Below are 24,178 nucleotides of genomic sequence, written 5' to 3'. Positions count from 1 at the left end.
GGCATATTGCCCATTGCGGCCCGGCGACGGTCTGGACCAATTTGAACAGATGTGAAAAATAACAATGACTGGTGAGCCTGCAGGGGGGGCGGTCAAGCAATGTATGATGCTGGTCTGGCATCAGAAACGGGCGGGAAAGCCGTAGTTCTTCAGCGCGTGAAAGGCATCGGCAAGGTGCGTTTTTCGGCGCCGGACGGCAAAACCCGTCTGACCGATCTGTATCAGAGCGGGTCGGCCAAGGTTCGCCTGCCGAAGGTCTATGATACCCCTGCCACAGCCGTTCTCATCAACACCGCCGGCGGTCTCACCGGAGGTGACCAGCTCGACTATGAAGTCGGCGCTGACGCCGGTGTACACGTAATTGTGACCAGCCAGACGGCCGAACGTGCCTACCGCAGCCCGGGCGGCACCGCCCAGGTGAGCGGCCATTTCACGGTCGGACCCGGTGCGACCCTGGAATGGCTGCCCCAGGAAACCATCCTTTTCAACGCCTCGCGCCTTCGCCGCACGCTGCAGGCGGACCTGGAAGGTGACGCAAGGCTGATGATGGTCGAATCCTTCGTCCTTGGCCGAAAGGCGATGGGCGAGCAGGTCAAGTCCGTATTCTACCGCGACAGCTGGCGCATCCGCCGGGACGGGAAGCTGGTGTTTGCCGACGACATCCGGCTGGATGGCGACCCGGCCGACGCGCTGACCGGCCCGGCTACGGCCGCCGGCGCCCTGGCCGCGGCAACCTTTGTCGATTGCTCCGCCGATGCCGAAGACCGGCTCGCCAGGGCAAGAGAGCTGATCGAAACATTGCCGGATGGAACCGCCCAGGCGGCCGCCAGCGCCTGGAACGGCTTGCTGATAACCCGGTTTGTGTCCAATGATGGCCGCGGCTTGCGCACGGCCCTGATGTCGTTTCTCACCGGATACCGAATGACGGCGCTGCCGCGCGTCTGGTATTGCTGATTTGGAGGACTTTCTTTCATGAACCTGACGCCCCGCGAAAAGGACAAGTTGCTCATTTCCATGGCCGCGATGGTCGCCCGCCGCCGCCTGGAACGGGGCGTGAAGCTGAACCATCCGGAAGCCGTCGCCCTGATCACCGATTTTGTTGTCGAGGGGGCCCGTGACGGGCGCACCGTTGCCGACCTGATGTCCGCGGGCGCCAAGGTACTGACACGCGACCAGGTGATGGAAGGCGTGTCCGAGATGATTCACGATGTTCAGGTCGAGGCCACCTTTCCTGACGGCACCAAGCTCGTGACCGTGCACGAACCGATCCGCTGACCACAATTTCCAAGGAGACGCGCATGATCCCCGGAGAACTGTTTCCCGCCGAAGGCGAGATCGAACTGAACACAGGCCTTGAGACCGTGACGGTGGAAGTCGCCAACACGGGTGACCGGCCGATCCAGGTCGGCAGCCACTATCACTTCTTCGAAACCAATGAAGGCCTGTCTTTCGACCGGGAAAAGACCCGCGGCATGCGCCTGGATATTCCCGCAGGCACAGCCGTGCGCTTCGAACCCGGCCAGTCCAGATCCGTGACACTGGTGCCTTATCGCGGCAGCCGCACGGTCTACGGCTTCAACCAGAAGGTCATGGGCGAATTGTGATCAGATCCGCATCATCTCTTTCGTTTTCGCTGATCGGGCTCGGTCTTCTGCTCGCCGGACCTGTCGCCGCGCAGGAAACACCCAACTGCGAAAATGCCATGACGCAGTCGGAGATGACCCAGTGTGCCAACATCGACTGGCTGAAGGCGGATGCAGAGCTGAACGCGGTCTACAGATCCGCAATGGAAAAGATGACCGAGACCGACGCCTATTTGCCGGAAGGGCTGAAAGGGGCGGTCGAAACATTGCGCGAAGCCCAGCGTGCCTGGATCCCCTATCGCGACAAGGCCTGCGACGCCTACGGTTTTCTGGCCCGCGGCGGAACCATGGAGCCCATGCTGGTCTACGGCTGCCGCGCCGATCTGACCCGCAACCGCATCGATGAGTTGAGACAGCTCAGTGAAGGTCTGGGGAATTGATGCCTGTGCGCGGCCTGACGCTTCCTGCTTTAGCCTTGTTTCTGGCCACTGCCGGCACGGCGGTTGCTGAGGAAGAGAAGGTCAACGACAACATCGACTGCGGCTATCCGCTGACCGAAGCCGAACGCAGCTTTTGTGCCGACAAGGCCCTGGAAGACGCTGACACGCGCATGAACGAAGCCTTCGACCGGCTGCGTGCACGGCTGGTTGAGATCGATGCGGAATTGCCGGAGCACCTGAAGGGCGCCCCCGCCAGCCTCGATGATGCCCAGGCCGCCTGGAAAACCTACGCCGACAAGGATTGCACCGCCTACAGCTTCCCCTTCAGGGGCGGCACACGCGGCAACGAACTGTACCGGAACTGCCTGATCGTCCTCACCATGAAACGCACAGAGGATCTGGATGCGACGGTTGAGGACTACGCGAATTAAACACACCGATTTCTGATCGCCGATTGGAGACTAGATATGGCCTACAAGATGCCCCGCGCCGCTTATGCGGACATGTTTGGACCGACAACCGGCGACAGGCTGCGCCTTGCGGATACCGATCTCATCATCGAGGTGGAAAAGGATTTCACCACCTATGGCGACGAGGTGAAGTTCGGTGGCGGCAAGGTTATCCGTGACGGCATGGGCCAGTCCCAGGCACCCCGTTCCGCCGGCGCTGTCGACACGGTCATCACCAATGTGCTGATCATCGACCACTGGGGTATCGTCAAGGCCGATGTCGGGCTGAAGGACGGCCGGATCGTCGGCATCGGCAAGGCCGGCAACCCGGATGTCCAGAACGGTGTCGACGTCATCGTCGGTCCCGGCACGGAAGCGATCGCCGGGGAGGGCAAGATCCTCACCGCAGGTTCGATCGACGCCCATATCCACTACATCTGCCCGCAGCAGATCGATGAAGCCCTGTGCTCCGGCGTGACCACCATGATCGGCGGCGGCACCGGTCCGGCAACGGGCACCAACGCGACCACCTGTACGCCCGGCCCGTGGCACATCACCCGGATGCTTCAGGCTGCCGACAGCTTCCCGATGAACCTCATCTTCGCCGGCAAGGGCAACGCCTCCCTGCCTGCCGCGCTGGAAGAGCAGGTGATGGCGGGGGCCGCAGCCCTCAAGATCCACGAAGACTGGGGCTCCACACCGGCAACCATCGACAACTGCCTGTCGGTTGCCGATGAATACGACGTCCAGGTGATGATCCACACCGACACCTTGAACGAGTCCGGTTTTGTCGAGAACACCACCGCTGCGTTCAAGAACCGCACCATCCACGCCTTCCACACCGAAGGCGCCGGCGGCGGCCACGCACCGGACATCATCAAGGTGGTTGGCGAACCCAACGTCATTCCGTCGTCCACCAACCCGACACGGCCTTACACGGTCAACACGCTGGAAGAGCATCTCGACATGCTCATGGTTTGTCACCACCTGCACAAGGACATTCCGGAGGACGTTGCTTTTGCCGAAAGCCGCATCCGCAAGGAAACCATTGCGGCGGAAGACATTCTTCATGACATGGGTGCGTTCTCGATCATCTCCTCCGACAGCCAGGCCATGGGCCGCGTCGGCGAAATCATCATCCGCACCATGCAGACCGCGCACAAGATGAAGGTGCAACGCGGCCGCCTTTCGGATGAAACCGGGGAGAACGACAACTTCCGGGTCAAGCGCTACATGGCCAAGACCACCATCAACCCGGCCATCGCTCATGGCCTGGACGAGTACATCGGCTCGGTTGAGGTCGGCAAGCTGGCCGACCTCGTGCTCTGGGACCCGAAATTCTTCGGCATCAAGCCGGCGCTGGTGCTGAAGCTCGGCTCAATCGCGACCGCTCCGATGGGCGACCCGAACGGTTCCATCCCGACACCGCAGCCGGTGCATTACCGGCCGATGTTCGCCTCCTACGGCAAGATGATGACGCACAGCCGTGTCACCTTCGTGTCCCAGGCGGCCTATGACACCGGCGTCAAGCACAAGGCAGGTCTCGACAGCCTGGTGCTTCCGGTCAAGAACACCCGTGGCGGAATCTCCAAAAAGTCGATGATTCACAACAACATGATGCCAAAGATCGAAGTGCATCCGGAAACCTACGAGGTGCGCGCCGACGGCGAACTGCTGACCTGCGAACCTGCCGAAGTGTTGCCGATGGCCCAGCGCTACTTCCTGTTCTAAGCTCCGCAAGAACGCGTTCGGGAGAGGAAAGGCATGTATAAAATCGTCGGATTTCCGCGGACCCGCGCCATGCGGGTGATGTGGCTGCTTGAGGAACTGGGCGAGCCTTACGAGGTTGACCCGGCTCTGCCGCAGTCAGATACCGTCAAGGTGCTCAATCCAAGCGGCAAGGTGCCCGTGCTGGTCGACGGTGACGCCGTCATCACCGATTCCGTCGCAATCTGTACCTATCTGGCCGACAAGCACGGCCGGTTTACCTTTCCTGCCGGAACTCTTGATCGCGCCCGTCAGGACAGCATCACCCAGTTCGGTGTCGATGTGCTGGAAGGCGCGCTCTGGACCGCTGCGAAGAACACCTTCATCCATCCCGAAGATGTCCGTGTTCCGGCGGTCAAGGACGTCTGCCGGCTCGAATTCGAGCAAGGCCTGAAAACGCTGGAAACGCTGATCGGTGACGGCCCCTATGCCATGGGCGAAACCTTCACCATTGCCGACATCATCGTTGGGCACTGCTCCGGCTGGGCACTGGCCGCCAAGTTCGACCTGCCCAAAACAGGGCCGGTCTACGATTATTTCAAACGCCTCAGGGAGCGTCCCGCTTTCCAGGCCATGATGGCAAAGGTGATGGAAGCCGCATGATCCGCGTCGCGAATATCCACAAGGCCGAAACTTGGACCGGCGATGTCACCGACCGGGTCACGCTTGACCGGGAAGACCGGTATCGGCGTAGGGCAGTCCTGACAGGCGCAGCCGGGTTGACCTTCCTGCTGGATGAACCGATGGCGATCCATTTGCGCCATGGCGACGGGCTGGAACTTGAAGACGGTCGGATTGTCGAAGTTCTCGCAGAACCTGAGGAAGTGGTCGAAATTCACGCCGACGACACCGCCCACCTGGTGAAGATCGCCTGGCACCTGGGCAACAGGCACCTGCCGACGCAGCTCATGGGCAACACCCTGCGGATCCGGCGAGACCACGTGATTGAAGACATGGTGGAAAAGCTCGGCGGCCGGCTGACCAGGCTATCCGCGCCCTTCGATCCGGAAGGCGGCGCCTACGGCCATGGTCGCACCCATGGCCACGATCATGGTCACGGGCATTCCCACGACCATCATCATGGGCACAGCCATGACCATGGCCACAATCACGGCCACGGGTCCGGACATTCCCATGACTGAGCCCTCAGCTCCGCGACTGCCCCTGTCACCGCAGGCGCTCTACCGGCTGCAGGCCTTTCTCTCACCGGCCTTTCCGATCGGCGCCTTTACTTACAGCCACGGGCTGGAACAGGTGATCGAGCAGGGCGGGGTGGCAAGTGCGGCGGAACTTGGCGTCTGGCTGCGTGAAATCCTCCGCTTCGGCGCTGGACGAAGCGACGCCATCCTGCTGAAGGAAACCTACAGGTCTGCTCTTGCGGGAGATCGAGCGACCGTTGACGAGCTGCGTGACCTGGGGCTGGCCCTGCAACCCTCCAGGGAGCGGCATCTGGAATCCAGTGCCCAGGGCAGCGCCTTTTTCAGAGCCGTGTGCAACAGCTGGATGCCGGAAGCGGGCACCGAGGCCGCACGCCTGTTTCACGAATTCGCGGGCAAGGAAAACACCTCCTGGCCTTACCCGGTAGTGCTGGGACTTGCAGCTGCGGCTCACGGCTTGCCGGTGGATGCCGCGCTTCACTGTTTCCTGCATGCTTTCGCGGCCAATCTGATTTCCGTCGCCGTGCGGGTGGTACCGCTTGGCCAGAGCGACGGCCAGAAGGTGCTGGCTGGTCTGGAACCGGTGATCTTCGAAATTGCAGAAGAGGCCGAGGCGGCAGGTCTTGACGATCTCGGCACCTCCACCTTCCTTGCAGATATCGCCTCCATGGCACATGAAACCCAGTATTCGAGGTTGTTCCGTTCATGACTTCCCAAAATGGTCCCTTGCGCGTCGGCATCGGCGGTCCCGTCGGTTCCGGCAAGACCACGCTGACCGACAAGCTGTGCAAGGCCATGCGCGACCGCTACTCGCTCGCCGTCATCACCAATGACATCTACACAAGCGAGGACGCCGAAGCCCTGATGCGCTCGCAGGCCTTGACCAGTGACCGCATTCGCGGTGTCGAGACCGGCGGCTGCCCGCATACGGCAATCCGTGAAGACGCCTCCATCAATCTGGCCGCCGTGGCGGACCTGACCAAAAGCATCCCGGATCTCGACCTGATCCTGATCGAATCCGGCGGTGACAACCTGGCCGCAACCTTTTCACCGGAGCTCGCCGACCTGACGATCTACGTGATCGATGTTGCCGCCGGCGAGGAAATTCCGCGCAAGGGCGGGCCGGGCATCACGCGCTCCGATCTCCTGATCATCAACAAGACCGACCTTGCGCCCTATGTCGGCGTCAATCTGGAGGTTATGGACCGGGATGCAAAGAAGATGCGCAAGGAACGACCCTTTGTTTTCGCCAATACAAAGGCGGGAGAGGGCGTCGAATCCGTGGTAGACTTCATCGTCCAAAAGGGTGGGCTGAACGCTTAAATCTTCGATGTTGATGGCCGAATGATCGCTGGCAGACAGGATGCCTGCGCGCATAACAATGCGCTCTGGTGCGATGCGGTCCTGAAAACCGCAGGTGCGAAAACCGAGTTTCATGCAGGGTTCTGGTGCGCTCGGGACAAGGCCCTGCCGCTCTATCCGAACATCGTCACCCTGTCGCCGAAGCAGGGAGCGGATTTTTATGCCGCGCTGCCCGATTTGCCGCAGGGGGCCGGGGTAAAGGACAGTTTCGACAGTCTGGATCTGGCACCTTACGGCTTTCAGAGGCTTTTTACCGGCACCTGGCTGTTTCGTCCGCCGCCAAGTGCCAAACGTGCCTCGATCAGCTCCGATTGGCACAAGGTGGCGACATCGGAAAGCCTGAAGAAGTGGCTGGCCGGCTGGAACGAGAACGAAAGCCTCCATGCCGTTTTCCCGTCCAGACTGCTGGAACGCAAAACCATCGATTTCGCCGCCATCATCAAGGACGGCAAGGTGAAGGCAGGGGCGGTCTTCAACACCGGTCCGAAGCTTGACGGCAAGGATATCCTTGGCCTTTCGAACGTCTTCTGCCGCAAGACCTGGCTCTACAGTGCTCTGCACGATCTGCTGGAACCGTTTCCGAACCGATCGATTTGCACCTACGAAAATGATGCAAGCGTGCTACCGGTCTATCGGCAACTCGGTTTCGAGCCTTGCGGACAGCTTTCCGTCTGGCTGAAACAGTAGCTCCGAACAGAGCGAAGCCCGCAACTTTTCAGCGGCGGGCTCCGATTTTCGTTGATGACCGGTCGCGCTATTTCACCGTCACGGTCTGCCGCGCAACGATTTCCGCGTCACCTGCGGACAGGACGAAGCGCAGCTCGTAAGTGCCCGGTTCTTCCGGTGTCCGCACCTCCACAAGGCCGTTGGAGATGTTGTCCGCAATCTCCCAGGCCCCCGGCGCCGTACTCCAGGCATCCTGAGACGGTTCGGCAAAACCGATGAAGTTGCTGCTGTTGGCAGGGCCGCTCGCCTTTACGCTGACATAGCTGGCAGCCGGAACTTCGGACGGGCCTTCCAGCGTCACCTTCGGATCCGTGATCTTCAACGGTTGGCTGGCCAGGATCTTCGATCCGTCGGACGTCGAGAGAATGTAACGCAGCTCGTAATCGCCCCGAGCCAACGGCGCGATGATCGAAACACTGTCCCCATCCGGACGTTCGTAGGTCACATAGGCCGAAGGGTCGGAGCCGACCGGCGCGATGCCGATCCAGTCGTCGGGCGCCTTCGGGCCGCTCCAAGTCACGTTCAGTCTGCCGGCCGCCTCAACCGTGCTGTCGGCCTGAAGCGTTGCTGCACTTTCGCCAACGGTTAGCGGTTGGCGCGTCAGGATCGTCTGGTCGATGCCGGTGACATAGATGACGTCATAAGTGCCGGCTTCGCTCGGTGCCTGAAGGGTGACGGGAGACCCGTCGGCAGTGCCTTTCCAGCGGCCCTGGTAATCGTCAACCGTGCCGTCCTTCGGAACGATCCCGATCCAGTCCTCCGGCCCGTTCGGACCTTCGAAGGCAATCTCCACCGGCTGACCGGCGGCAACTTCGGGGGCGTAGGTCAGGATTGCCTGGACTTCGGTCACCTTGATCGGCGCCTTTGCCAGAACACGTTCACCGCTATCGGCCCAGACATAGACGATTTCATAGTCGCCCGGCTGGGTCGGCAGGGCCAGTTTGGCGGGATTACCGTCGCGTACATACACCCAGAGATCCCGTTCGAGCCTGTTTCCGTCCGGGGTGACGACACGCAGGAAATCACCATCCTGGCCCGGGCCTTCAAAGGCAACTTCCAGCAGCGAGGTTGCAGCTGCTTCAGGGGAGGCGGGCGTGACACGCGCCTCGGGAAGATTGCCGTCGAGAAGAACAGTCTGCTGTCCGCCCTTGTCGGACACCTCAAGCGATGCACCGCCTGCCTTTTCACCAAGTTCTGCACTGACGACGTAGGATCCCGGCTCGAGCTCGACCTCGACGCTGCCACCTGTCATGCCGGACGCCACCACGGTCTCGTCGTCGACGGTTGCCACTGTCCATTGCACAGGGCCTGAAACAGGCTGGCCGCTTTCCTTGTCGGCCGCCGTCAGGACTGTCACAGGCAGCGGCGCTTTTTCCTCAACCGCGGCGACGCTTTCCTTCAGCGCTTCGGTCAGGCCATCGGCGTCCTTGGCGTTCCAGTAAGTGCCGCCTGTCAGATGCGCAATACAGGCAATCTTGGCCTGATCCGCCTTGGAAGCGATGTCGAAACCGATGACATGGGCCTTGAAATCGACACCGGACTTGGCAAGTGCCTCGGCGAGGGCGCAAGGATCCCCGCCGCAGGTCTCGATACCATCTGAGATCAGGATCAGCCGTCCCGGGCGGTCGTTCTGCGCCAGAAGTTCCGCGGCCTGCCGAAGTGTTTCGGTAATCGGCGTCTTGCCGCGCGGCGTGAGCGCCTTGACGCTTTGCACCAGTTTGGAGCGGTCCAGCTCACTCACCGGCACCAGCGTTTCCACATCGCCGCAATCCGCCTTGCGGCGGTGACCATAGGCCATCACACCAGCCCTGGTTCCATCCGGAAGACCGGCAACAAAGCCTTCGAAGGCAGACCGGGCAATTTCCGCTTTCGCGGTACCGTCGATCTGGCCCCACATGGAATTGGAAGAATCCAGGACGAACAAAAGATCAGAAGGTGTATCCGTCTGTGCCCCTGCAGGGGACATGAACATCGTGCCGCCGATGAGGGCGGCTCCCATAAGTCGAAACACAGGTCGCTTTGAAAAGAGCATGAAACCTTGGGCTCCTGTAATGAATTTTCGAAAAAGCCTTATCCGGAAAGGAGATAGGCGAGACGGGCCGAATTTAGAGACACTTGCAATCCCGAAGTGTGATAAAAGTCGCAAGTAGACAGAATTGCCAAGGAAAAAATGACGTTGGGAGACCTGCAATGATGTTCGACGGTATCAACCTGATTGCAGTTGCTGCGGCCGCCATTGTGTCTTTCCTGTTCGGCGCGCTCTGGTACGGCATCCTCGGCAAGGCCTGGATGAACGCCGCCGGTCTGACCAAGGAGCAGACGAGGCCAAACCCGGTTGTCTTTGCAACGGCCTTTTTCTGCCAGATCATCATGGCATTCGTCTTCGCGGGCGTGATCTATCACACCGGTGGAACCGATATCAGGAACGGCATCATCTCCGCGCTGATGATCTGGGTCGGCATCGTCATGACCACGCAGATCGTCAACCACCGCTTTCAAGGGCTGTCCTGGAACCTGACGCTGATCGACGGCGGTCACTGGCTCGGGGTACTGCTTGTGCAGGGTATCGTGATCGGATGGCTGAGCTGACGTGATCGCCGGGAAATACGCGTAAATCCGTACGAGATTGAAGGTCTTAGGCCTTGCCATAGACCAAAGACTCGCCGACTAAAGTACCAAGTCTAGGATCTGGACGCTTTGAGGGGCCATACGCATAATGGCCCCGGCAAAACAAGGCCGCGGAAGGGAGAACTCGCTTACCGCAGGTCCAATTGTGGTTTCTGGGAGGTTTCACATGACTGAGTCCGTATTTCCCGTTCCCGCGGAGGTTGCCGCGCGGGCGCATGTCGACAATGCCAAATATCAGGAAATGTATCAGCGTTCCGTGGAAGACCCCGACGGCTTCTGGGGTGAGCACGGCAAACGGGTGGACTGGATCAAGCCTTTCACCAAGGTGAAGAACACTTCCTACGACTATCACAACGTTTCGATCAAATGGTTCGAGGACGGCACGCTCAACGTTTCGGCCAACTGCGTTGACCGCCACCTGGAAAAGCGCGGCGACCAGCCAGCGATCATCTGGGAAGGCGACGACCCGAACGAGCACAAGGTCATCACCTACAAGGAACTGCACCGCGAGGTGAACAAGTTCGCCAACGTGCTGCACGGCCAGGGTGTCAAGAAGGGCGACCGCGTCACCATCTATCTGCCGATGATTCCGGAAGCAGCTTATGCAATGCTTGCCTGCGCCCGCATCGGCGCTGTGCATTCCATCGTCTTCGGCGGATTTTCACCGGACAGCCTTGCCCAGCGTATCGAGGATTGCGCCTCTGAATGCGTGATCACGGCAGACGAGGGCCTGCGCGGTGGCCGCAAGGTGCCGTTGAAGGCCAATGTCGACAAGGCTGCCGAAAAAGCGCCGGTAAAGAGCGTCATTGTGGTCAAGCGCACCGGCGGCGACATTGCCATGCAGGCCGGCCGAGACGTCTGGTACCACGACGAGGCGGACCGTGTGTCCGACCATTGCGCACCGGCGGAAATGAACGCGGAAGACCCGCTCTTCATCCTTTACACCTCCGGGTCGACCGGCAAGCCCAAGGGTGTGATGCACACCACCGGCGGCTACCTGGTCTACGCCTCCATGACCCATGAATATGTCTTCGATTATCACGAAGGCGACGTCTACTGGTGCACGGCGGATGTGGGCTGGGTCACCGGTCACAGCTACATCGTCTACGGCCCGCTTGCCAACGGCGCCACCACGCTGATGTTCGAAGGTGTTCCGACCTATCCCGGTCCGGGCCGCTTCTGGGAAGTGTGCGACAAGCACAACGTCAACATCTTCTACACGGCACCCACCGCGATCCGCGCCCTGATGGGCGCCGGCGACGAACACGTCACCAAAACCTCGCGCAAGTCCCTGCGTCTTCTGGGGTCCGTGGGCGAGCCGATCAATCCGGAAGCCTGGACCTGGTACTACAATGTGGTTGGCGACAAGCGCTGCCCGATTGTCGACACCTGGTGGCAGACCGAAACCGGCGGCATCCTTATCACGCCGCTGCCGGGCGCAACCGACCTGAAGCCAGGTTCCGCCACACGTCCGTTCTTCGGCGTCCAGCCGGCGATCGTCGACGCGGAAGGCAAGTTCCTGGAGGGGGCAACGGAAGGCAACCTTGTCATCAAGGACAGCTGGCCGGGCCAGATGCGCACGGTCTATGGCGACCATGAGCGCTTCGTCCAGACCTATTTCGCCACCTACAAGGGCCTCTATTTCACTGGTGACGGCTGCCGTCGTGACGAGGACGGCTACTACTGGATCACCGGCCGCGTCGATGACGTCATTAACGTTTCCGGTCACCGCATGGGCACGGCGGAAGTCGAGAGCGCACTGGTGGCGCATCCGAAGGTTTCCGAGGCCGCTGTGGTCGGCTATCCGCACGACATCAAGGGACAGGGCATCTATGCCTATGTCACGCTGATGGAAGGCGAAGAGCCGAGCGACGACCTGAAGAAGGAACTGGTCAAGCATGTCCGCTCGGAAATCGGGCCGATTGCCTCTCCGGACCTGATCCAGTTCGCACCCGGCCTGCCGAAGACCCGGTCGGGCAAGATCATGCGCCGTATCCTGCGCAAGATCGCCGAAGACAGCTTCGACAGCCTGGGCGACACCTCGACCCTGGCCGATCCGACCGTCGTCGACGACCTGATCGACAACCGCCAGAACCGCGGCTGACCGGCACTCCGGACTATGAAATGCAAAAAGGCTCGCCACCCGGCGAGCCTTTTTTCAGTTTTGTCGATCCGATCCCGGAAGGGTTCAGTTACCTCGAAACGTAGATCTGCTGGATCTTCTTGGCGATATTGGCAAAGGCGTTGATCAGCTCGTCCGAACTCGTCGCCTTGTAGAAATTGCCCGTACTGGCGCAGGACTGCATGTTTCTCGACCCGGCCGAGGTGTTGCTGGTGCCGAAGTAGACGCCGAAGATCGAAATTCCTTCGTCCTTCATGGCCTGGCAGAGCGCGCGCTGAGCCGTTGAGGAATTGTTGCTGTAGCTTTCGCTTTCGCTGCGTTCCTGCCACTGATTGACCGTAACCGTCTCACACTTGTACTGCCAGCCATGGCGTCTGGAATAAACCCAGTCGCATTCTTCCCGTTCGCCGATGTATTCGTAGTACCGGTTGTTGTCCCCGTCGGTCATGATGATCGCGAACTTGAGAACATCCTCGTTGTCATAAGGCTCCGGCTTGCTTGCAAGGGGCCATACGTCCGAATAGTTCGGCGAGATGCTGTTCCAGCCCCAGACCACGCCGGTCTGGCCTGCCGTACCGCCGTTATCATCCAGGTCGGCGATCGCATCGAGCAACTCGTCCCGGTCGGATGTCAGCGGGATCATCTTCGACGTGCTGGAACAATTGTTGCTGCCACCGCCATAAAACACGGCCTTCGGCGGTGGATCGGTCTTGTCGTAGTAATTGTAGGTCTTGTCGGTGTAGCGAACTTCGTAGAGATCTTCGCCGTCGTCGTAATCCTGGCGTTCCGTCACGCATTTGCTGCTGTCGGCATAGCCGAAGAGGCCGCCCTTCACCTTGGAAGCGTAAGCTCCCAGGTTGACCCCCTGGCTGTATGGCACCAGCGAAATACGGACCTTGCTTTCGGATTCTTCGGTTCCATCCGGGATCAGGATGTTCACCAGGCCTTCGGAGGCATCCCGCAGCGTATCCATGTCGTTGCGCATGGACCCGGTAACGTCGACGACGAGGGCCAGTTCGACGTCAAAGCGTGAGTAGGTGACCTGTGAGCTCGTTCCGAAGCTGAATGTTTCCGGGCCGAGGGCACTCTTGCCGTAACCGCCCATGTCGATGAAGTAGTTCTTGAGAGAGGCCGTAGACGTTACCTTGATGGTGCCGTTGTCCGGATCGACGACGAAGTCGAGATTGTCGATTGCCTCGTCCAGGAATTCGACGTCGGCCAGGTTGGCCTTGAAGGAATCCGCCAGTGCCTGCTTGATCTGGTCGTCGCTCATGACGCTGGTCGACAGGTCTGCCGCGACCGAAAGTGCCGCTGCATCAATCGCAAAGGACAGTTTTTCGCGCGCATTCACCGTTCGGGACACGTCGATGGTAATCCCTGCGATCACGACGATCAGGATCACCAGCATACCGAAAATGGGCAAAATGGATGCTTTGCGGTCGCCGGTAAACTCTGCAAGCAGGGGTCGGCAAATGAGACGCTTCAAATACTGCATTACTGCCTCGTCATTTTGTGAGACAGTTACTCTAGAAAAGTACCTAATTCCTTAAACGGAATGTAGAAAATAGGGGGTTGTTTCCGTTTGGTAAACCAATCGGAAAGAATCGAGACTGACGCTTTTCGCTGGCCGGTCGTCCGGCAGGTCTTATTTGGACAGGTAGATCGACTGGATCTTCCGCGCGATGTTTGCGAACGCTCCTATGAGTTCATCGGACGATGCAGCCTGATAGTAGTTTCCCTGGCTTGCGCAGGACTGCATGTTTTTTGCCCCTGCGGATGTATTGCTGGTTCCGAAGTAAACTCCGAAAACCTGGATATTGGCAGCCTTCATGGCCGCACAGATGTCTCGTGAGCGGACGGAAGAGGTGTTGTTGTAGCTTTCGCTTTCACCTGTTTCCCGCCAGGCGTTCACGGCCACTGTGCTGCATTGCCAGGTCGACTTGCCGTTTTTCTTGACCCAGCCGCACTGCTCCTCCTGTTCGATATATTGGTAATACCGGTTGTTGTCGCCGTCAGTCATGATGATCGCGAACTTGAGCGTATCGCCGTCTGAATAGGCCGCAGGCGCGCTGTCCGCAGGCCATACGTTGACGTAGTTCGGCGACAGGCTGTACCAGCCCCAGGCAACCCCGGTCTGACCCGCCGTACCGCCAGTGTTGTTGAGAGCGGAAATCGCCGGCAGCAACGTGGAGCGGCTCTTGGTCAACGGCACCAGCTTGGACGTGGAGGAGCAACTGCTGCTGCCCCCGCCAAAAAAGGTCTGTGCCGGAGGAGGGCTGGACTTCTTGTAGTAGTTATAGGGATCGTCCGTGAGCATGACCTCATAGGTGGAATAATCCTGACGTTCCGTGACGCAGTTGCCGCTGACGCTGTAGAAATCGCCGCCCTTCACCTTTTTTGCATAGGTGCCGAGGTTGACGCCCTGGCTGTAGGGAACCAGCGAAATGCGCACCTTGGCATCGTCTTCTTCCACGTCCTCGGGCAGCAGGATGTTGACCACCGCTGTCGAGGCATCGCGCAGCGTGTTCATGTCGCTTGAGGACATCGAGCCGGTGACGTCCACCACAAGGGCCAGCTCCACATTGAACTTGGAATAGGAGACCTGTGAACTGGTTCCGAAGGCAAAGGTCTCCGGACCCAGGTTCTTCATCATGTAGCCACCGAAATCGATGAAGTAATTCTGCAGGCTGGCCGTCGAGGAGACCTTGATGGTTCCGTTTTCCGCATCGACCACAAAGGTCAGGTTCTTGATGGCTTCGGTCAGAAACTCGGCGCCGTCCAGGTTGGACTTGAAGGAATCCGTCAGCGCCTGCTTGATCTGTTCATCCGTCATGAGCGATGTCGACAGATCCGCCGCCACGGACAGTGCGGCTGCATCGATCGCATAAGACAGCTTCTCACGGGCGTTGACCGTGCGCGAAACGTCCACGGCTGCGCCCATGACGACGATCAGAAAAATCACCATCAACGCAAAGATGGGCAGCACGGCCCCTTCACGTTGCGTGAGAAATCGTCTGTTTATTTTGAAATTCCAGAAAAGAAGAGACATGTATGGCGCCGCCTCAAGGGAGATAAAGACAGCTACTACACACTTTAAGAAAAAACAGTGAATGAACTTTGGGAACGAGGTTAAAGTCTCGTTAAAATCAAATATTCAACGGCATAAATACATCCACTGGATGTCAACTGCCAGTTGCCTGCAACGTGGAATAGGCGCTCCGACGCAGACGCTTTCGAGCCGTCACAAGGGCTTTTGATGACCCCGCCTGAAGGCTCGCAATACGTACCGGGGACTACGGTTCCAGCTCGGTATCCCAGTAGAGGAAATCCAGCCAGCTATCGTGCAGATAGTTGGGCGGGAAACCGCGGCCGTTGTTGTGCAGGTCCTGGATGGTCGGCTGGAACGGCATGTGCATCGGCCACATGTTCAGTTGCTGGCACGACTTGTTGGACTTGCGCAGATTGCAGGGGGAGCAGGCGGTGATGACATTGTCCCAGGTCGTCAGACCACCCTTGGAACGCGGCACAAGGTGGTCAAAGGTCAGCTCATCCTTGGAGCCGCAGTACTGACACTGGAATTTGTCGCGGAGAAAGACGTTAAATCGGGTAAAGGCAGGGTATCGGCTGGGTTTCACGAAGGTCTTGAGAGAGACCACACTGGGTAATCGGAACTCGAAGCTCGGACTTCGAACCGCTGCATCGTATTCGGCAACGATGTTCACCCGGTCCAGGAACACAGCCTTGATGGTATCCTGCCAACTCCACAGCGACAGGGGGTAGTAGCTCAAAGGCCGGTAATCCGCATTGAGCACCAACGCCGGATGGGCGCCCGACGAAACCGCTATCGTCACCTTCCGCTCCTCATTCCCAGAGCATGCCGAATCCACACGCGGATGCGTTGCTCTAACGACTTACGTTGGATCAACTTCCAGCAATCAGGTGCCAACTGACAGCGCGTTGACCTGTCGGAATGTCCGTTATCCGGTCAATCGGACAGCGGAACAGTCCTTTTGTGACGGGAGTATTGTAGTGCCGAGGTGACAGTCTTGTGAAGCCCGGGAAAATCATTTCTGAGTGCAGTTGTCGCCAGATCAGACCCGGCAAAGGATTTTTCTTAACTACATGAATTATTTACGCAAAAGCAAAATCCCCTGCGTCATTGTGACTGTTTTACGGGGAGAAGCAAAAAGGGCGCCTTGCGGCGCCCTTTCTCACGAACCGAAATGCGGTCGAATCAATTCGTCGTCCACTCGCGGATATCGACAAAATGGCCGGCGATTGCCGCCGCTGCCGCCATGGCCGGCGAAACCAGATGGGTCCGGCCCTTGTGACCCTGACGGCCTTCGAAGTTGCGGTTGGACGTCGACGCACAGCGCTCGCCCGGCTTCAGCTTGTCCGCATTCATGGCAAGGCACATGGAGCAGCCCGGCTCACGCCATTCAAAACCTGCTTCCTTGAAGATGACGTCCAGACCTTCTTCCTCGGCCTGTTCCTTCACCAGACCAGACCCCGGGACAACCATGGCGCTGACGCCTGCTGCCACCTTGTGATTGCCGATGACGGCCGCCGCAGCACGCAGGTCTTCAATGCGGCCGTTGGTGCACGAACCGATGAAGGCGCGGTCGATCTTGATGTCGGTGATCTTGGTGCCCGGCTGCAGGCCCATGTATTCCAGGGCGCGCTTCTTGGACTCGCGGCGGTTTTCATCAGCGATTTCGGCCGGATCCGGCACGACACCTTCCACCGAGATGACGTCTTCCGGAGACGAGCCCCAGGAAACGATCGGCGGCAGGTTGGCGGCGTCCAGCTCGATGACCTTGTCGAAATAGGCGTCCGCATCCGAATGCAGGGTCTTCCAGTAGCCGAGAGCCATGTCCCAGGCTTCGCCCTTGGGCGCCTTGGGGCGGCCTTCGATGTACTTGTAGGTGATTTCGTCCGGTGCAATCAGGCCTGCACGTGCACCAGCCTCGATGGACATGTTGCAGACCGTCATGCGGCCTTCCATCGACAGGGCACGGATTGCTTCGCCGGCATACTCGATCACGTAGCCGGTGCCGCCTGCGGTACCGATCTTGCCGATGATGGCCAGAACGATGTCTTTCGCGGTGACGCCGGCAGGGATCTTGCCGTCGACCTTCACCAGCATGTTCTTGGCTTTCTTCTGGATCAGCGTCTGCGTGGCCAGAACGTGTTCCACTTCGGACGTGCCGATGCCATGGGCGAGGGAGCCGAAAGCGCCATGGGTGGAGGTGTGGCTGTCGCCGCACACAATGGTCATGCCGGGCAGGGTGAAGCCTTGCTCGGGACCCACGATGTGAACGACGCCCTGACGCATGTCGAGTTCGGAATAATATTCGATGCCGAATTCCGCCGCGTTCTTGGCCAGCGTGTCGACCTGCAGGGCCGATTCCGGATCATCGATGCCGTGACGGCGGTCGGTGGTCGGAACGTTGTGGTCGACCACGGCAAGCGTCTTCTCCGGCTGGCGCACCTGGCGGCCGGCCATGCGCAGGCCTTCGAATGCCTGCGGGCTGGTAACTTCATGCACCAGGTGGCGATCGATGTAGAGCAGACCGGTTCCGTCCGGCTGCATGTCGACCACGTGGTCGTCCCAGATCTTGTCGTAAAGCGTCCGTGCGTTGGCCATGGGTCTCTCCTCGGTCCATCCGAGCAAACGGTCAAACGGTCTAAAGTTTGCGAAATGCCCGGTGATGCCCGTCGCGGCGCGTCCAGCCGCAAGGGTCTATCCTCGTTTATCGTAGCTAGTGAATGACGCAGCGCCGCCTGAAGGTCAAGCGTTCCGAGTTGAGCTGAATTCAACTCAGATTGACCGGTGCAGGAAGAACGGGGCGCAAAACCCCGGATTTGCATCGGGCTGCGCCGGGGTTTGGCGCAAATGCAAAAAAGGCGGCCCGAAGGACCGCCTTTTCGAAACGTTTTGCCGGGCCGGCTTATTCGGCTGCGTTCTCTGCAGCTTCCTTGGCAGCGGCCTTGGCTTCTGCAGCAGCTGCCTTGGCAGCAGCCACTTCCGCACGCACTTCTTCGTTGAGGCGCTTGGAACGAGCATTGGTGTTTTCGACGATACGGGCAGACTTGCCGCGACGGTCGCGCAGGTAGTAGAGCTTCGCGCGACGGACCTTACCGCGGCGAACCACTTCAACGCCTTCCAGCATCGGGGAGTAGACCGGGAAAACGCGCTCGACGCCTTCGCCGTAAGAAATCTTGCGAACCGTGAAGCTCTCGTTGATGCCGCCGCCGGAACGGGCGATGCAGACGCCTTCGTAAGCCTGGGTACGGGTACGCGTACCTTCGGTGACCTTCACGTTGACGCGAACGGTATCACCAGGAGAAAATTCCGGCAGCTTGCGCTGCTCTTCGATTTTCGCCATTTCCTCAGCATTGAGCTGCTCGATGATGTTCATGGCATATTTCCCTTTTGAATTACAAAGCGGTCAGAGCGTTTTCCGGTTTTGGCCGGAAACGGGTTCACCGACTTTGGGCCATGTTGCTTGTCGGCTGGACTTTCCTGATTTTCCGGTCCTTTTGGTCCGGTTCAGGACGCAGGTCTTTCCAAGGAAAAGACACAACTTCACCCAGCTTCGGCGCGCGTATACAGGAAATTTGCGCCACTGTCATGCGGATTCTTCAATCCACGTCGTCTTCATCCGCCATGTAGGCATCCCAGAGATCCGGCCGCCGCTCGCGTGTCAGGCGCTCGGCTTCGGCCATGCGCCATTCGTGGATCTTCCGGTGATTGCCCGAGGTCAGAACCTCGGGAATGGTCAGACCCTCGAACTCAGCCGGCCGCGTGTATTGCGGGTGTTCCAGCAGGCCACCTTCGAAACTTTCGGTTTCCGCACTGTCCATGTTGCCCATGACGCCAGGGATGAGCCGGACAACAGCGTCCAGCATGGTCAGCGCGCCGATTTCGCCGCCGGACAGGATGTAGTCGCCGACGGAGACTTCCTCCAAACCGCGCGCGTCGATCACCCGCTGGTCGACCCCCTCAAACCGGCCGCAGACGATGACTGCGCCAGGGCCTTCGGCAAGTTCATGCGCACGGTCCTGGGTAAAGGGCGTCCCGCGCGGGCTCATCAGGAGCCGCGGGCGCGGGTCATCAGCGGGGGCCGCCGCATCAATGGCCCTGGCCAGGATATCGGCCCTGAGCACCATACCGGCACCGCCACCGGCCGGTGTATCGTCAACGGAGCGGTGCTTGTCCGTCGCGAAGTCGCGGATCTGGCTGGTTTCCAACTGCCAAAGCCCCTTGTCCAGCGCCCGGCCCGAAAGGCTGTGGCCCAGGGGCCCTGGAAACATGTCCGGGTAGAGCGTCAGAATGGTTGCCTTGAACGTCATTGCGCCTGTCAGTTCTGCTGATTGGCCGGTATGCCCGGGTCCAAAACCGCTCATTGGTTAACGAGCCGTTTACCGCTTTCCTAAAAACCTGTCGAATTCTTCAGGGTAGCCGCCGGAAAGAAAGCTCTGATTAAGGCTCGCAGTATAAAGTGGCAAGAGCGTTTCAATCGGGTTTATTGCCGTGGCAAAATTTCCAGTCCTGCGTTTCAAGCTTCCCCGTTTCATTCAGGTGCATGTCGACCGCCACTATCTCGACATTTCCCTGAGCCGCGTGCTGCCCCTGTTCGCCTTGATGACCTTCGGCGTGCTGGCCGGCCTTGTGTTCAACACCGGCGTCGGCCACCCCTATGACAAGGTCATCCATATCGGCTTTTTCGCACTTCTGACACTGTCGATCCATGCGCTGTTCTGCTGCCGGCTGCGCATTTCCGCCGTCGTCGCCTTCGGCATGGGTCTCGCGGGTGAAGTGGTACAAGGCTTCATTCCCCACCACGAAATGTCGCTGCAGGATGCCTTCGCCAACGGAATCGGGGTTGCACTGGTCGTCGCACTGATTGCGCTGAAGCGTTCCGAGGTTCGGCAGGCTGTTCGCCAGGACGTTCCCGCGGAGGAGCGCGAAGAACTCAACTTGCGCAAGATGGGCTTGCAGCCCGTGCCGACGCGTTACCTGTCCGGCTCGTCTTCCGAAGGCTCAGGAGCTCCTTCGGAGAAGTAATCCTCCGGCAGTGAAGCACTGACCCGGCCGTTCTCCAGATCGATCTCGGGCACGAATTCCTTCGTGAACGGAACATAGAAGCTGCGGCCGCGTTTTGGCCGGACTTCCAGCAGATCGCCGGCTCCGAAATCCTGCACCGCAATGATCTTCCCGAGTGTCTCGCCAGTCTGGTCGAGCACATCGAGGCCGGTCAGGTCGGAATAGTAGAATTCGTCTTCTTCAGGTTCGGGCAGCTGGTCACGGTCGATAAAGAGATCGACACCGTTCAGCTCTTCCGCCTGGTTGCGGTCCGCGATCCCCTTGAACTTGGTGATCACCACCGTCTTCTGCACCCGCGCCCGTTCCACCTCGAAGGACCGTTTGCCGTCCCGGGTGGTCAGAATGCCATAATCGGCAAAGGAAAGCGGGTCATCGCCGTAAGGTTTGACCCGCACTTCCCCGCGAATGCCATGCGCCGCACCGATCTTGGCCATCAGTACCTTCTGATCGTCCTTGGACGTCATCTCAAAAGGCTCCCTGGCCAATGTCTTCCGGTGCGGCTTGGCGCATCTGCTTATTCGGCAGCTGCTTCTTCTGCCGGAGCGGCAGCAGCTTCAGCGGCAGCAGCAGCTGCTTCTTCTTCAGCCTGACGCTTGGCTTCAACGCGTTCCTTCGCCTTTGCGCCCAGCTCGGCTTTCTTCGGGTTGTTGCGCGGCTCACGCTTCAAGAGGCCGGCAGCATCCAGGAAACGGTGAACGCGGTCGGTCGGCTTTGCGCCGCTGTCCAGCCAATGCTGAATACGCTCGACGTTCAGGGTCACGCGGTTTTCGGAATCCTTCGGCAGCATCGGGTCGTAGGAACCGACCTTTTCGATGAAACGGCCATCGCGCGGGGAGCGGATGTCAGCAACAACGATGCGGTAATACGGGCGCTTCTTGGAACCGCCACGTGCCAGGCGAATTTTCGTAGCCATTTTTATGTCTCCAGTTTGTTCAGTTGCCGGCTTCAGCGGCAATGGCTTCGTGGTGCCGGATCACTTCCTTGACGATGAAGTTCAGGAATTTCTCGGCAAAGTCAGGATCGAGATTGGCGTCGCCCGCAAGCTGGCGCAGCCGTTCGATCTGAATTTTCTCCCGCGCCGGATCAGCCGGCGGCAGGTCGTTGGTGGCTTTCAGCACACCCACTTTCTGGGTGCACTTGAACCGTTCGGCGAGCATGTGAACAAGAGCCGCATCAATGTTGTCGATGGACGCCCGAAGAGCCTTCAGTTCGCTCAAGGCGGGGCTTTCACCCAGCTTGTTCTCCGCTTCGCTCATCGTTTCTTGCCCTTGCCCATACCCGGAAACCCGGGAAGTTTCGGACCGCCAAGGCCTGGAAGACCCGGCATGCCCATGCCTGGCGGCAGACCGCCGCCCAACCCGCCGGGCAGGCCTTTCGGCATTTCCATGCCGCCCGGCAACTGGCCGGACTTGGCCATTTCCTCAAGCTGCTTGGGATCGACATCCGGCATTCCGCCGCCGCCAAGGCCGCCCATCAGCTTGCCCAGCATGCCTTTGCCCTTGCCCATCTTCTTCATCATGTCCGCCATCTGGCGGTGCATTTTCAGAAGCTTGTTGACGTCGGCCACATCCATGCCCGACCCGGCTGCAATACGCTTCTTGCGGCTGGCCTTGAGCAGTTCGGGCTTCTGACGCTCGGCCGGTGTCATCGATTCGATGATGGCGACCTGACGCTTGAACATCTTGTCGTCGATGTTCGAAGCCTCGATCTGCTTCTTCATCTTGCCGATGCCCGGCAACATGCCCATCATGCCGGACATGCCGCCCAGCTTTTCCATCTGGCGCAGCTGCTCGGCGAGATCTTCCAGGTCGAAGTGACCCTTCTGCATCTTCTTCGCCATTTTCGCGGCCTGTTCCGCGTCGATGGCTTCTGCAGCCTTTTCCACCAGCGAGACGATGTCGCCCATGCCGAGGATGCGGTCTGCGATCCGGCGCGGGTGGAAGTCTTCAAGTGCGTCTGATTTTTCGCCGGTACCGATCAGCTTGACCGGCTTGCCGGTAACCGCCTGCATGGAGAGCGCCGCACCGCCGCGGCCGTCGCCGTCCATACGGGTCAGGGCGATACCGGTGATGCCGACGCGCTCATCGAAACTCTGCGCCAGGTTGACGGCATCCTGACCGGTCAGACTATCCGCCACCAGCAGGATTTCATGCGGCTGGGCAGCGGCTTTCACCTCTGCCATTTCAACCATCAGCGGCTCGTCGATGTGAATACGGCCGGCGGTGTCGAGCATGACCACGTCATAACCGCCGAGCTTGGCGGCGGACATGGCCCGCTTGGCGATTTCGACCGGGCCCTGGCCGGCAACGATCGGCAGCGTGTCGATGTCGTTCTGCTCACCCAGAACCTTCAGCTGCTCCTGGGCAGCCGGACGGCGAGTGTCGAGCGATGCCATCAGCACCTTGCGCTTGTCGCGCTGGGTCAGGCGACGGGCAATCTTGGCCGTGGTGGTGGTTTTACCGGAGCCCTGCAGACCGACCATCATGATCGACACCGGTGCCGGAGCGTTCAGGTCGATCGGATGGGCTTCTTCACCGAGCATCTCGACCAGCTGGTCATGAACGATCTTCACGACCATCTGGCCCGGGGTCACGGACTTGACCACCTCGGCACCGACGGCACGGTTGCGCACCTTGTCGGTGAAGGAACGTACGATCGGCAGCGCAACGTCGGCCTCGATCAGCGCGCGGCGGATTTCGCGCAGCGCCTCGTTGACGTCGTTTTCCGACAGCGCACCGCGGCCGGTGAGCTTGTCGAAAATACCGCTTAATCGATCGGACAGGCTTTCAAACATCAGTAGTCCTTGAATAGTCTCGGTTTCGGGAAGTCTCCCGAACCATATGGGCAACCGCCGGTCATTTCCAACCGGATCAATCCGCGCAAAGCAGTTTGACACCCGAGGGCGCAACGCGCTGTCGGATGTTAACCTCCGGGAACTCTTTACACCTTTGCGGGTCCCGGTCGGCGGATCGAAATTTCAATCACTCATATGGAGTTCGCGGGGATATGCCCGAAACCCGGGCAAGAGTCAAGGAACTGGCGGAGATTCCCGTTTTCCTTGATCCGGTTTTCTTTCTCTACCCCGTCATCCCGTGGCTCGACCATCGGATCCATGCCGTTTCGTCTTGTCGAACACCTTGTTTTCGGTTCAGGCCATGAACGCTTGGGTGCTGATCGCAATCGACGTCAGGATGGCGATGGTGAGGAGCACCGCGGCCAGACCCAGCAGCAGACCGAAGATGACGACCAGACCGTCGCGCTCGACAATGCCGACGCCGGCGATGAACAGCGCGACCGCCGGAAACCAGCCGCTGAGCGGCACGGGCAGAAACAATGTGAAAGCAATGACGAACAACGCAAGCCCGAGCAAGCGCTCATGTTTTCGTGCAAACAGACCTTCGTACCGGTGGGCCAGCACGCGCTCCAGCCGCATTGTGACGGGACGCAGGCGCACCATCGTTCGCCGCAGCTTGTTGTGATTGAGCGACAGGCGCGCAAGCGGCCTGGGCAGTTTCACGTGCGGAAAACCGAGCACCATCTGGAACGTGGTGACGAGCACCGGCAGACCGGTGACGAGCGAGGAGCCGGGAGGCAACGGCAGAAGCGTCAGCAGGGAAAACAGCACGATCGCCCAGCCGAACGACGTCTCGCCCAGCGCCAACAGCAAATTGCCGAGCGTCAGTGTGCCGTCCCGGTGCTGGTCGCGCGATGTCCGCAGGATCGGCAGCGACAGCGAAGGTCTTCGGCGTCTTTCGCCCTGCATTCAAGATTTCCGTTACAGCTTCTGAGTCGCGCAGGGTCTAACATTCCATCTGCAATAAATCCAACGCCGAG

Annotated in this window: 26 protein-coding genes; 14 read left to right on the top strand and 12 right to left on the bottom strand. The window is 59.7% G+C overall.

What is annotated here, in order from left to right; genetic code table 11:
* The first annotated feature begins 99 nt into the window (after positions 1 to 99).
* The 11 genes from ACYQ6M_RS23750 to ACYQ6M_RS23700 are packed head-to-tail and all read left to right on the top strand — an operon-like array spanning position 100 to position 7,445.
* The gene (locus ACYQ6M_RS23750) at positions 100 to 954 is read left to right on the top strand and encodes an urease accessory protein UreD (protein ID WP_023002505.1); all 855 of its coding nucleotides are present in this window, start codon (positions 100 to 102) and stop codon (positions 952 to 954) included.
* An 18-nt stretch (positions 955 to 972) separates the two neighbouring features.
* On the top strand, positions 973 to 1,275 hold the full coding sequence (locus ACYQ6M_RS23745; RefSeq protein WP_006936842.1) for an urease subunit gamma: 303 nt from the start codon (positions 973 to 975) through the stop codon (positions 1,273 to 1,275).
* Positions 1,276 to 1,298: 23 nt separating this feature from the next.
* The gene (locus tag ACYQ6M_RS23740) at positions 1,299 to 1,604 is read left to right on the top strand and encodes an urease subunit beta (RefSeq protein WP_023002504.1); all 306 of its coding nucleotides are present in this window, start codon (positions 1,299 to 1,301) and stop codon (positions 1,602 to 1,604) included.
* Positions 1,601 to 2,023, top strand: coding sequence for a lysozyme inhibitor LprI family protein (locus tag ACYQ6M_RS23735; protein WP_055660200.1), 423 nt, complete (start codon positions 1,601 to 1,603; stop codon positions 2,021 to 2,023). The genes ACYQ6M_RS23740 and ACYQ6M_RS23735 overlap by 4 nt, the downstream gene beginning before the upstream one ends.
* Positions 2,023 to 2,454: a lysozyme inhibitor LprI family protein gene (locus tag ACYQ6M_RS23730; RefSeq protein ID WP_460075963.1), complete on the top strand. Its 432-nt coding sequence runs from the start codon at positions 2,023 to 2,025 to the stop codon at positions 2,452 to 2,454. The genes ACYQ6M_RS23735 and ACYQ6M_RS23730 overlap by 1 nt, the downstream gene beginning before the upstream one ends.
* 36 nt (positions 2,455 to 2,490) lie before the next feature.
* Complete coding sequence (ureC, locus tag ACYQ6M_RS23725) at positions 2,491 to 4,203, top strand: urease subunit alpha (protein WP_460075961.1); 1,713 nt, start codon at positions 2,491 to 2,493, stop codon at positions 4,201 to 4,203.
* Between the two features lie 33 nt (positions 4,204 to 4,236).
* Positions 4,237 to 4,842 carry a glutathione S-transferase family protein gene (locus tag ACYQ6M_RS23720; protein ID WP_460075959.1) on the top strand — a complete coding sequence of 202 codons (606 nt, stop codon included), beginning with the start codon at positions 4,237 to 4,239 and terminating at the stop codon, positions 4,840 to 4,842.
* Positions 4,839 to 5,381 carry an urease accessory protein UreE gene (locus tag ACYQ6M_RS23715; protein ID WP_460075956.1) on the top strand — a complete coding sequence of 181 codons (543 nt, stop codon included), beginning with the start codon at positions 4,839 to 4,841 and terminating at the stop codon, positions 5,379 to 5,381. Before ACYQ6M_RS23720 ends, ACYQ6M_RS23715 begins: the two co-directional genes overlap by 4 nt.
* Positions 5,374 to 6,105, top strand: coding sequence for an urease accessory protein UreF (locus ACYQ6M_RS23710; protein ID WP_023002498.1), 732 nt, complete (start codon positions 5,374 to 5,376; stop codon positions 6,103 to 6,105). Before ACYQ6M_RS23715 ends, ACYQ6M_RS23710 begins: the two co-directional genes overlap by 8 nt.
* The gene (gene ureG, locus ACYQ6M_RS23705) at positions 6,102 to 6,719 is read left to right on the top strand and encodes an urease accessory protein UreG (RefSeq protein WP_023002497.1); all 618 of its coding nucleotides are present in this window, start codon (positions 6,102 to 6,104) and stop codon (positions 6,717 to 6,719) included. The genes ACYQ6M_RS23710 and ureG overlap by 4 nt, the downstream gene beginning before the upstream one ends.
* Before the next feature lie 21 nt (positions 6,720 to 6,740).
* Positions 6,741 to 7,445, top strand: a complete 705-nt coding sequence (locus tag ACYQ6M_RS23700; protein WP_460075953.1) for a hypothetical protein — start codon at positions 6,741 to 6,743, stop codon at positions 7,443 to 7,445.
* A 67-nt stretch (positions 7,446 to 7,512) separates the two neighbouring features.
* Here the strand turns inward: ACYQ6M_RS23700 and ACYQ6M_RS23695 are convergent, their stop codons facing one another.
* Entirely contained in the window at positions 7,513 to 9,516 is a 2,004-nt protein-coding gene (locus tag ACYQ6M_RS23695; protein WP_460075951.1) for a vWA domain-containing protein, read from the bottom strand.
* A 158-nt stretch (positions 9,517 to 9,674) separates the two neighbouring features.
* On the opposite strand from ACYQ6M_RS23695, the gene ACYQ6M_RS23690 reads away from it, so the two are divergent.
* Both ACYQ6M_RS23690 and acs read left to right on the top strand, forming a co-directional pair.
* Positions 9,675 to 10,073, top strand: coding sequence for a DUF1761 domain-containing protein (locus ACYQ6M_RS23690; RefSeq protein WP_023002494.1), 399 nt, complete (start codon positions 9,675 to 9,677; stop codon positions 10,071 to 10,073).
* A gap of 205 nt (positions 10,074 to 10,278) precedes the next feature.
* The gene (gene acs / locus ACYQ6M_RS23685; RefSeq protein ID WP_023002493.1) at positions 10,279 to 12,216 is read left to right on the top strand and encodes an acetate--CoA ligase; all 1,938 of its coding nucleotides are present in this window, start codon (positions 10,279 to 10,281) and stop codon (positions 12,214 to 12,216) included.
* 88 nt (positions 12,217 to 12,304) lie between these two features.
* Here the strand turns inward: acs and ACYQ6M_RS23680 are convergent, their stop codons facing one another.
* The 6 genes from ACYQ6M_RS23680 to trmD all read right to left on the bottom strand — a co-directional run bounded on the left by ACYQ6M_RS23680 (position 12,305) and on the right by trmD (position 19,590).
* Complete coding sequence (locus ACYQ6M_RS23680) at positions 12,305 to 13,729, bottom strand: TadE/TadG family type IV pilus assembly protein (RefSeq protein ID WP_205838622.1); 1,425 nt, start codon at positions 13,727 to 13,729, stop codon at positions 12,305 to 12,307.
* Between the two features lie 150 nt (positions 13,730 to 13,879).
* Entirely contained in the window at positions 13,880 to 15,220 is a 1,341-nt protein-coding gene (locus ACYQ6M_RS23675; RefSeq protein WP_460075947.1) for a pilus assembly protein TadG-related protein, read from the bottom strand.
* 307 nt (positions 15,221 to 15,527) lie between these two features.
* Positions 15,528 to 16,085, bottom strand: coding sequence for an HNH endonuclease (locus tag ACYQ6M_RS23670; protein ID WP_006936861.1), 558 nt, complete (start codon positions 16,083 to 16,085; stop codon positions 15,528 to 15,530).
* Positions 16,086 to 16,468: 383 nt separating this feature from the next.
* Positions 16,469 to 17,881, bottom strand: coding sequence for a 3-isopropylmalate dehydratase large subunit (gene leuC, locus ACYQ6M_RS23665; RefSeq protein ID WP_023002489.1), 1,413 nt, complete (start codon positions 17,879 to 17,881; stop codon positions 16,469 to 16,471).
* A gap of 304 nt (positions 17,882 to 18,185) precedes the next feature.
* The gene (gene rplS, locus ACYQ6M_RS23660; RefSeq protein WP_023002488.1) at positions 18,186 to 18,656 is read right to left on the bottom strand and encodes a 50S ribosomal protein L19; all 471 of its coding nucleotides are present in this window, start codon (positions 18,654 to 18,656) and stop codon (positions 18,186 to 18,188) included.
* A gap of 223 nt (positions 18,657 to 18,879) precedes the next feature.
* Positions 18,880 to 19,590, bottom strand: coding sequence for a tRNA (guanosine(37)-N1)-methyltransferase TrmD (gene trmD, locus ACYQ6M_RS23655; RefSeq protein ID WP_168687296.1), 711 nt, complete (start codon positions 19,588 to 19,590; stop codon positions 18,880 to 18,882).
* 181 nt (positions 19,591 to 19,771) lie between these two features.
* Between trmD and ACYQ6M_RS23650 the strand changes: the two genes are divergently transcribed.
* The gene (locus tag ACYQ6M_RS23650) at positions 19,772 to 20,305 is read left to right on the top strand and encodes a VanZ family protein (protein WP_075282740.1); all 534 of its coding nucleotides are present in this window, start codon (positions 19,772 to 19,774) and stop codon (positions 20,303 to 20,305) included.
* Here the strand turns inward: ACYQ6M_RS23650 and rimM are convergent.
* The 5 genes from rimM to ACYQ6M_RS23625 all read right to left on the bottom strand — a co-directional run bounded on the left by rimM (position 20,254) and on the right by ACYQ6M_RS23625 (position 24,107).
* On the bottom strand, positions 20,254 to 20,808 hold the full coding sequence (rimM, locus tag ACYQ6M_RS23645; protein ID WP_023002485.1) for a ribosome maturation factor RimM: 555 nt from the start codon (positions 20,806 to 20,808) through the stop codon (positions 20,254 to 20,256). The two genes, ACYQ6M_RS23650 and rimM, sit on opposite strands and share 52 nt — an antisense overlap.
* A 50-nt stretch (positions 20,809 to 20,858) precedes the next feature.
* Positions 20,859 to 21,257, bottom strand: coding sequence for a 30S ribosomal protein S16 (rpsP, locus tag ACYQ6M_RS23640; RefSeq protein ID WP_023014459.1), 399 nt, complete (start codon positions 21,255 to 21,257; stop codon positions 20,859 to 20,861).
* Positions 21,258 to 21,276: 19 nt separating this feature from the next.
* On the bottom strand, positions 21,277 to 21,600 hold the full coding sequence (locus ACYQ6M_RS23635; RefSeq protein ID WP_055660229.1) for a chorismate mutase: 324 nt from the start codon (positions 21,598 to 21,600) through the stop codon (positions 21,277 to 21,279).
* Positions 21,597 to 23,138 (bottom strand): signal recognition particle protein, encoded by a 1,542-nt coding sequence (gene ffh / locus ACYQ6M_RS23630; RefSeq protein WP_460075939.1) that lies wholly within the window; start codon positions 23,136 to 23,138, stop codon positions 21,597 to 21,599. The genes ACYQ6M_RS23635 and ffh overlap by 4 nt, the downstream gene beginning before the upstream one ends.
* A 354-nt stretch (positions 23,139 to 23,492) precedes the next feature.
* Complete coding sequence (locus ACYQ6M_RS23625) at positions 23,493 to 24,107, bottom strand: exopolysaccharide biosynthesis protein (protein ID WP_023002481.1); 615 nt, start codon at positions 24,105 to 24,107, stop codon at positions 23,493 to 23,495.
* Positions 24,108 to 24,178: the final 71 nt, after the last annotated feature.

Source organism: Roseibium sp. ROS1 (assembly GCF_054658215.1).
This window is presented reverse-complemented; position numbering and strand designations above follow the sequence as displayed.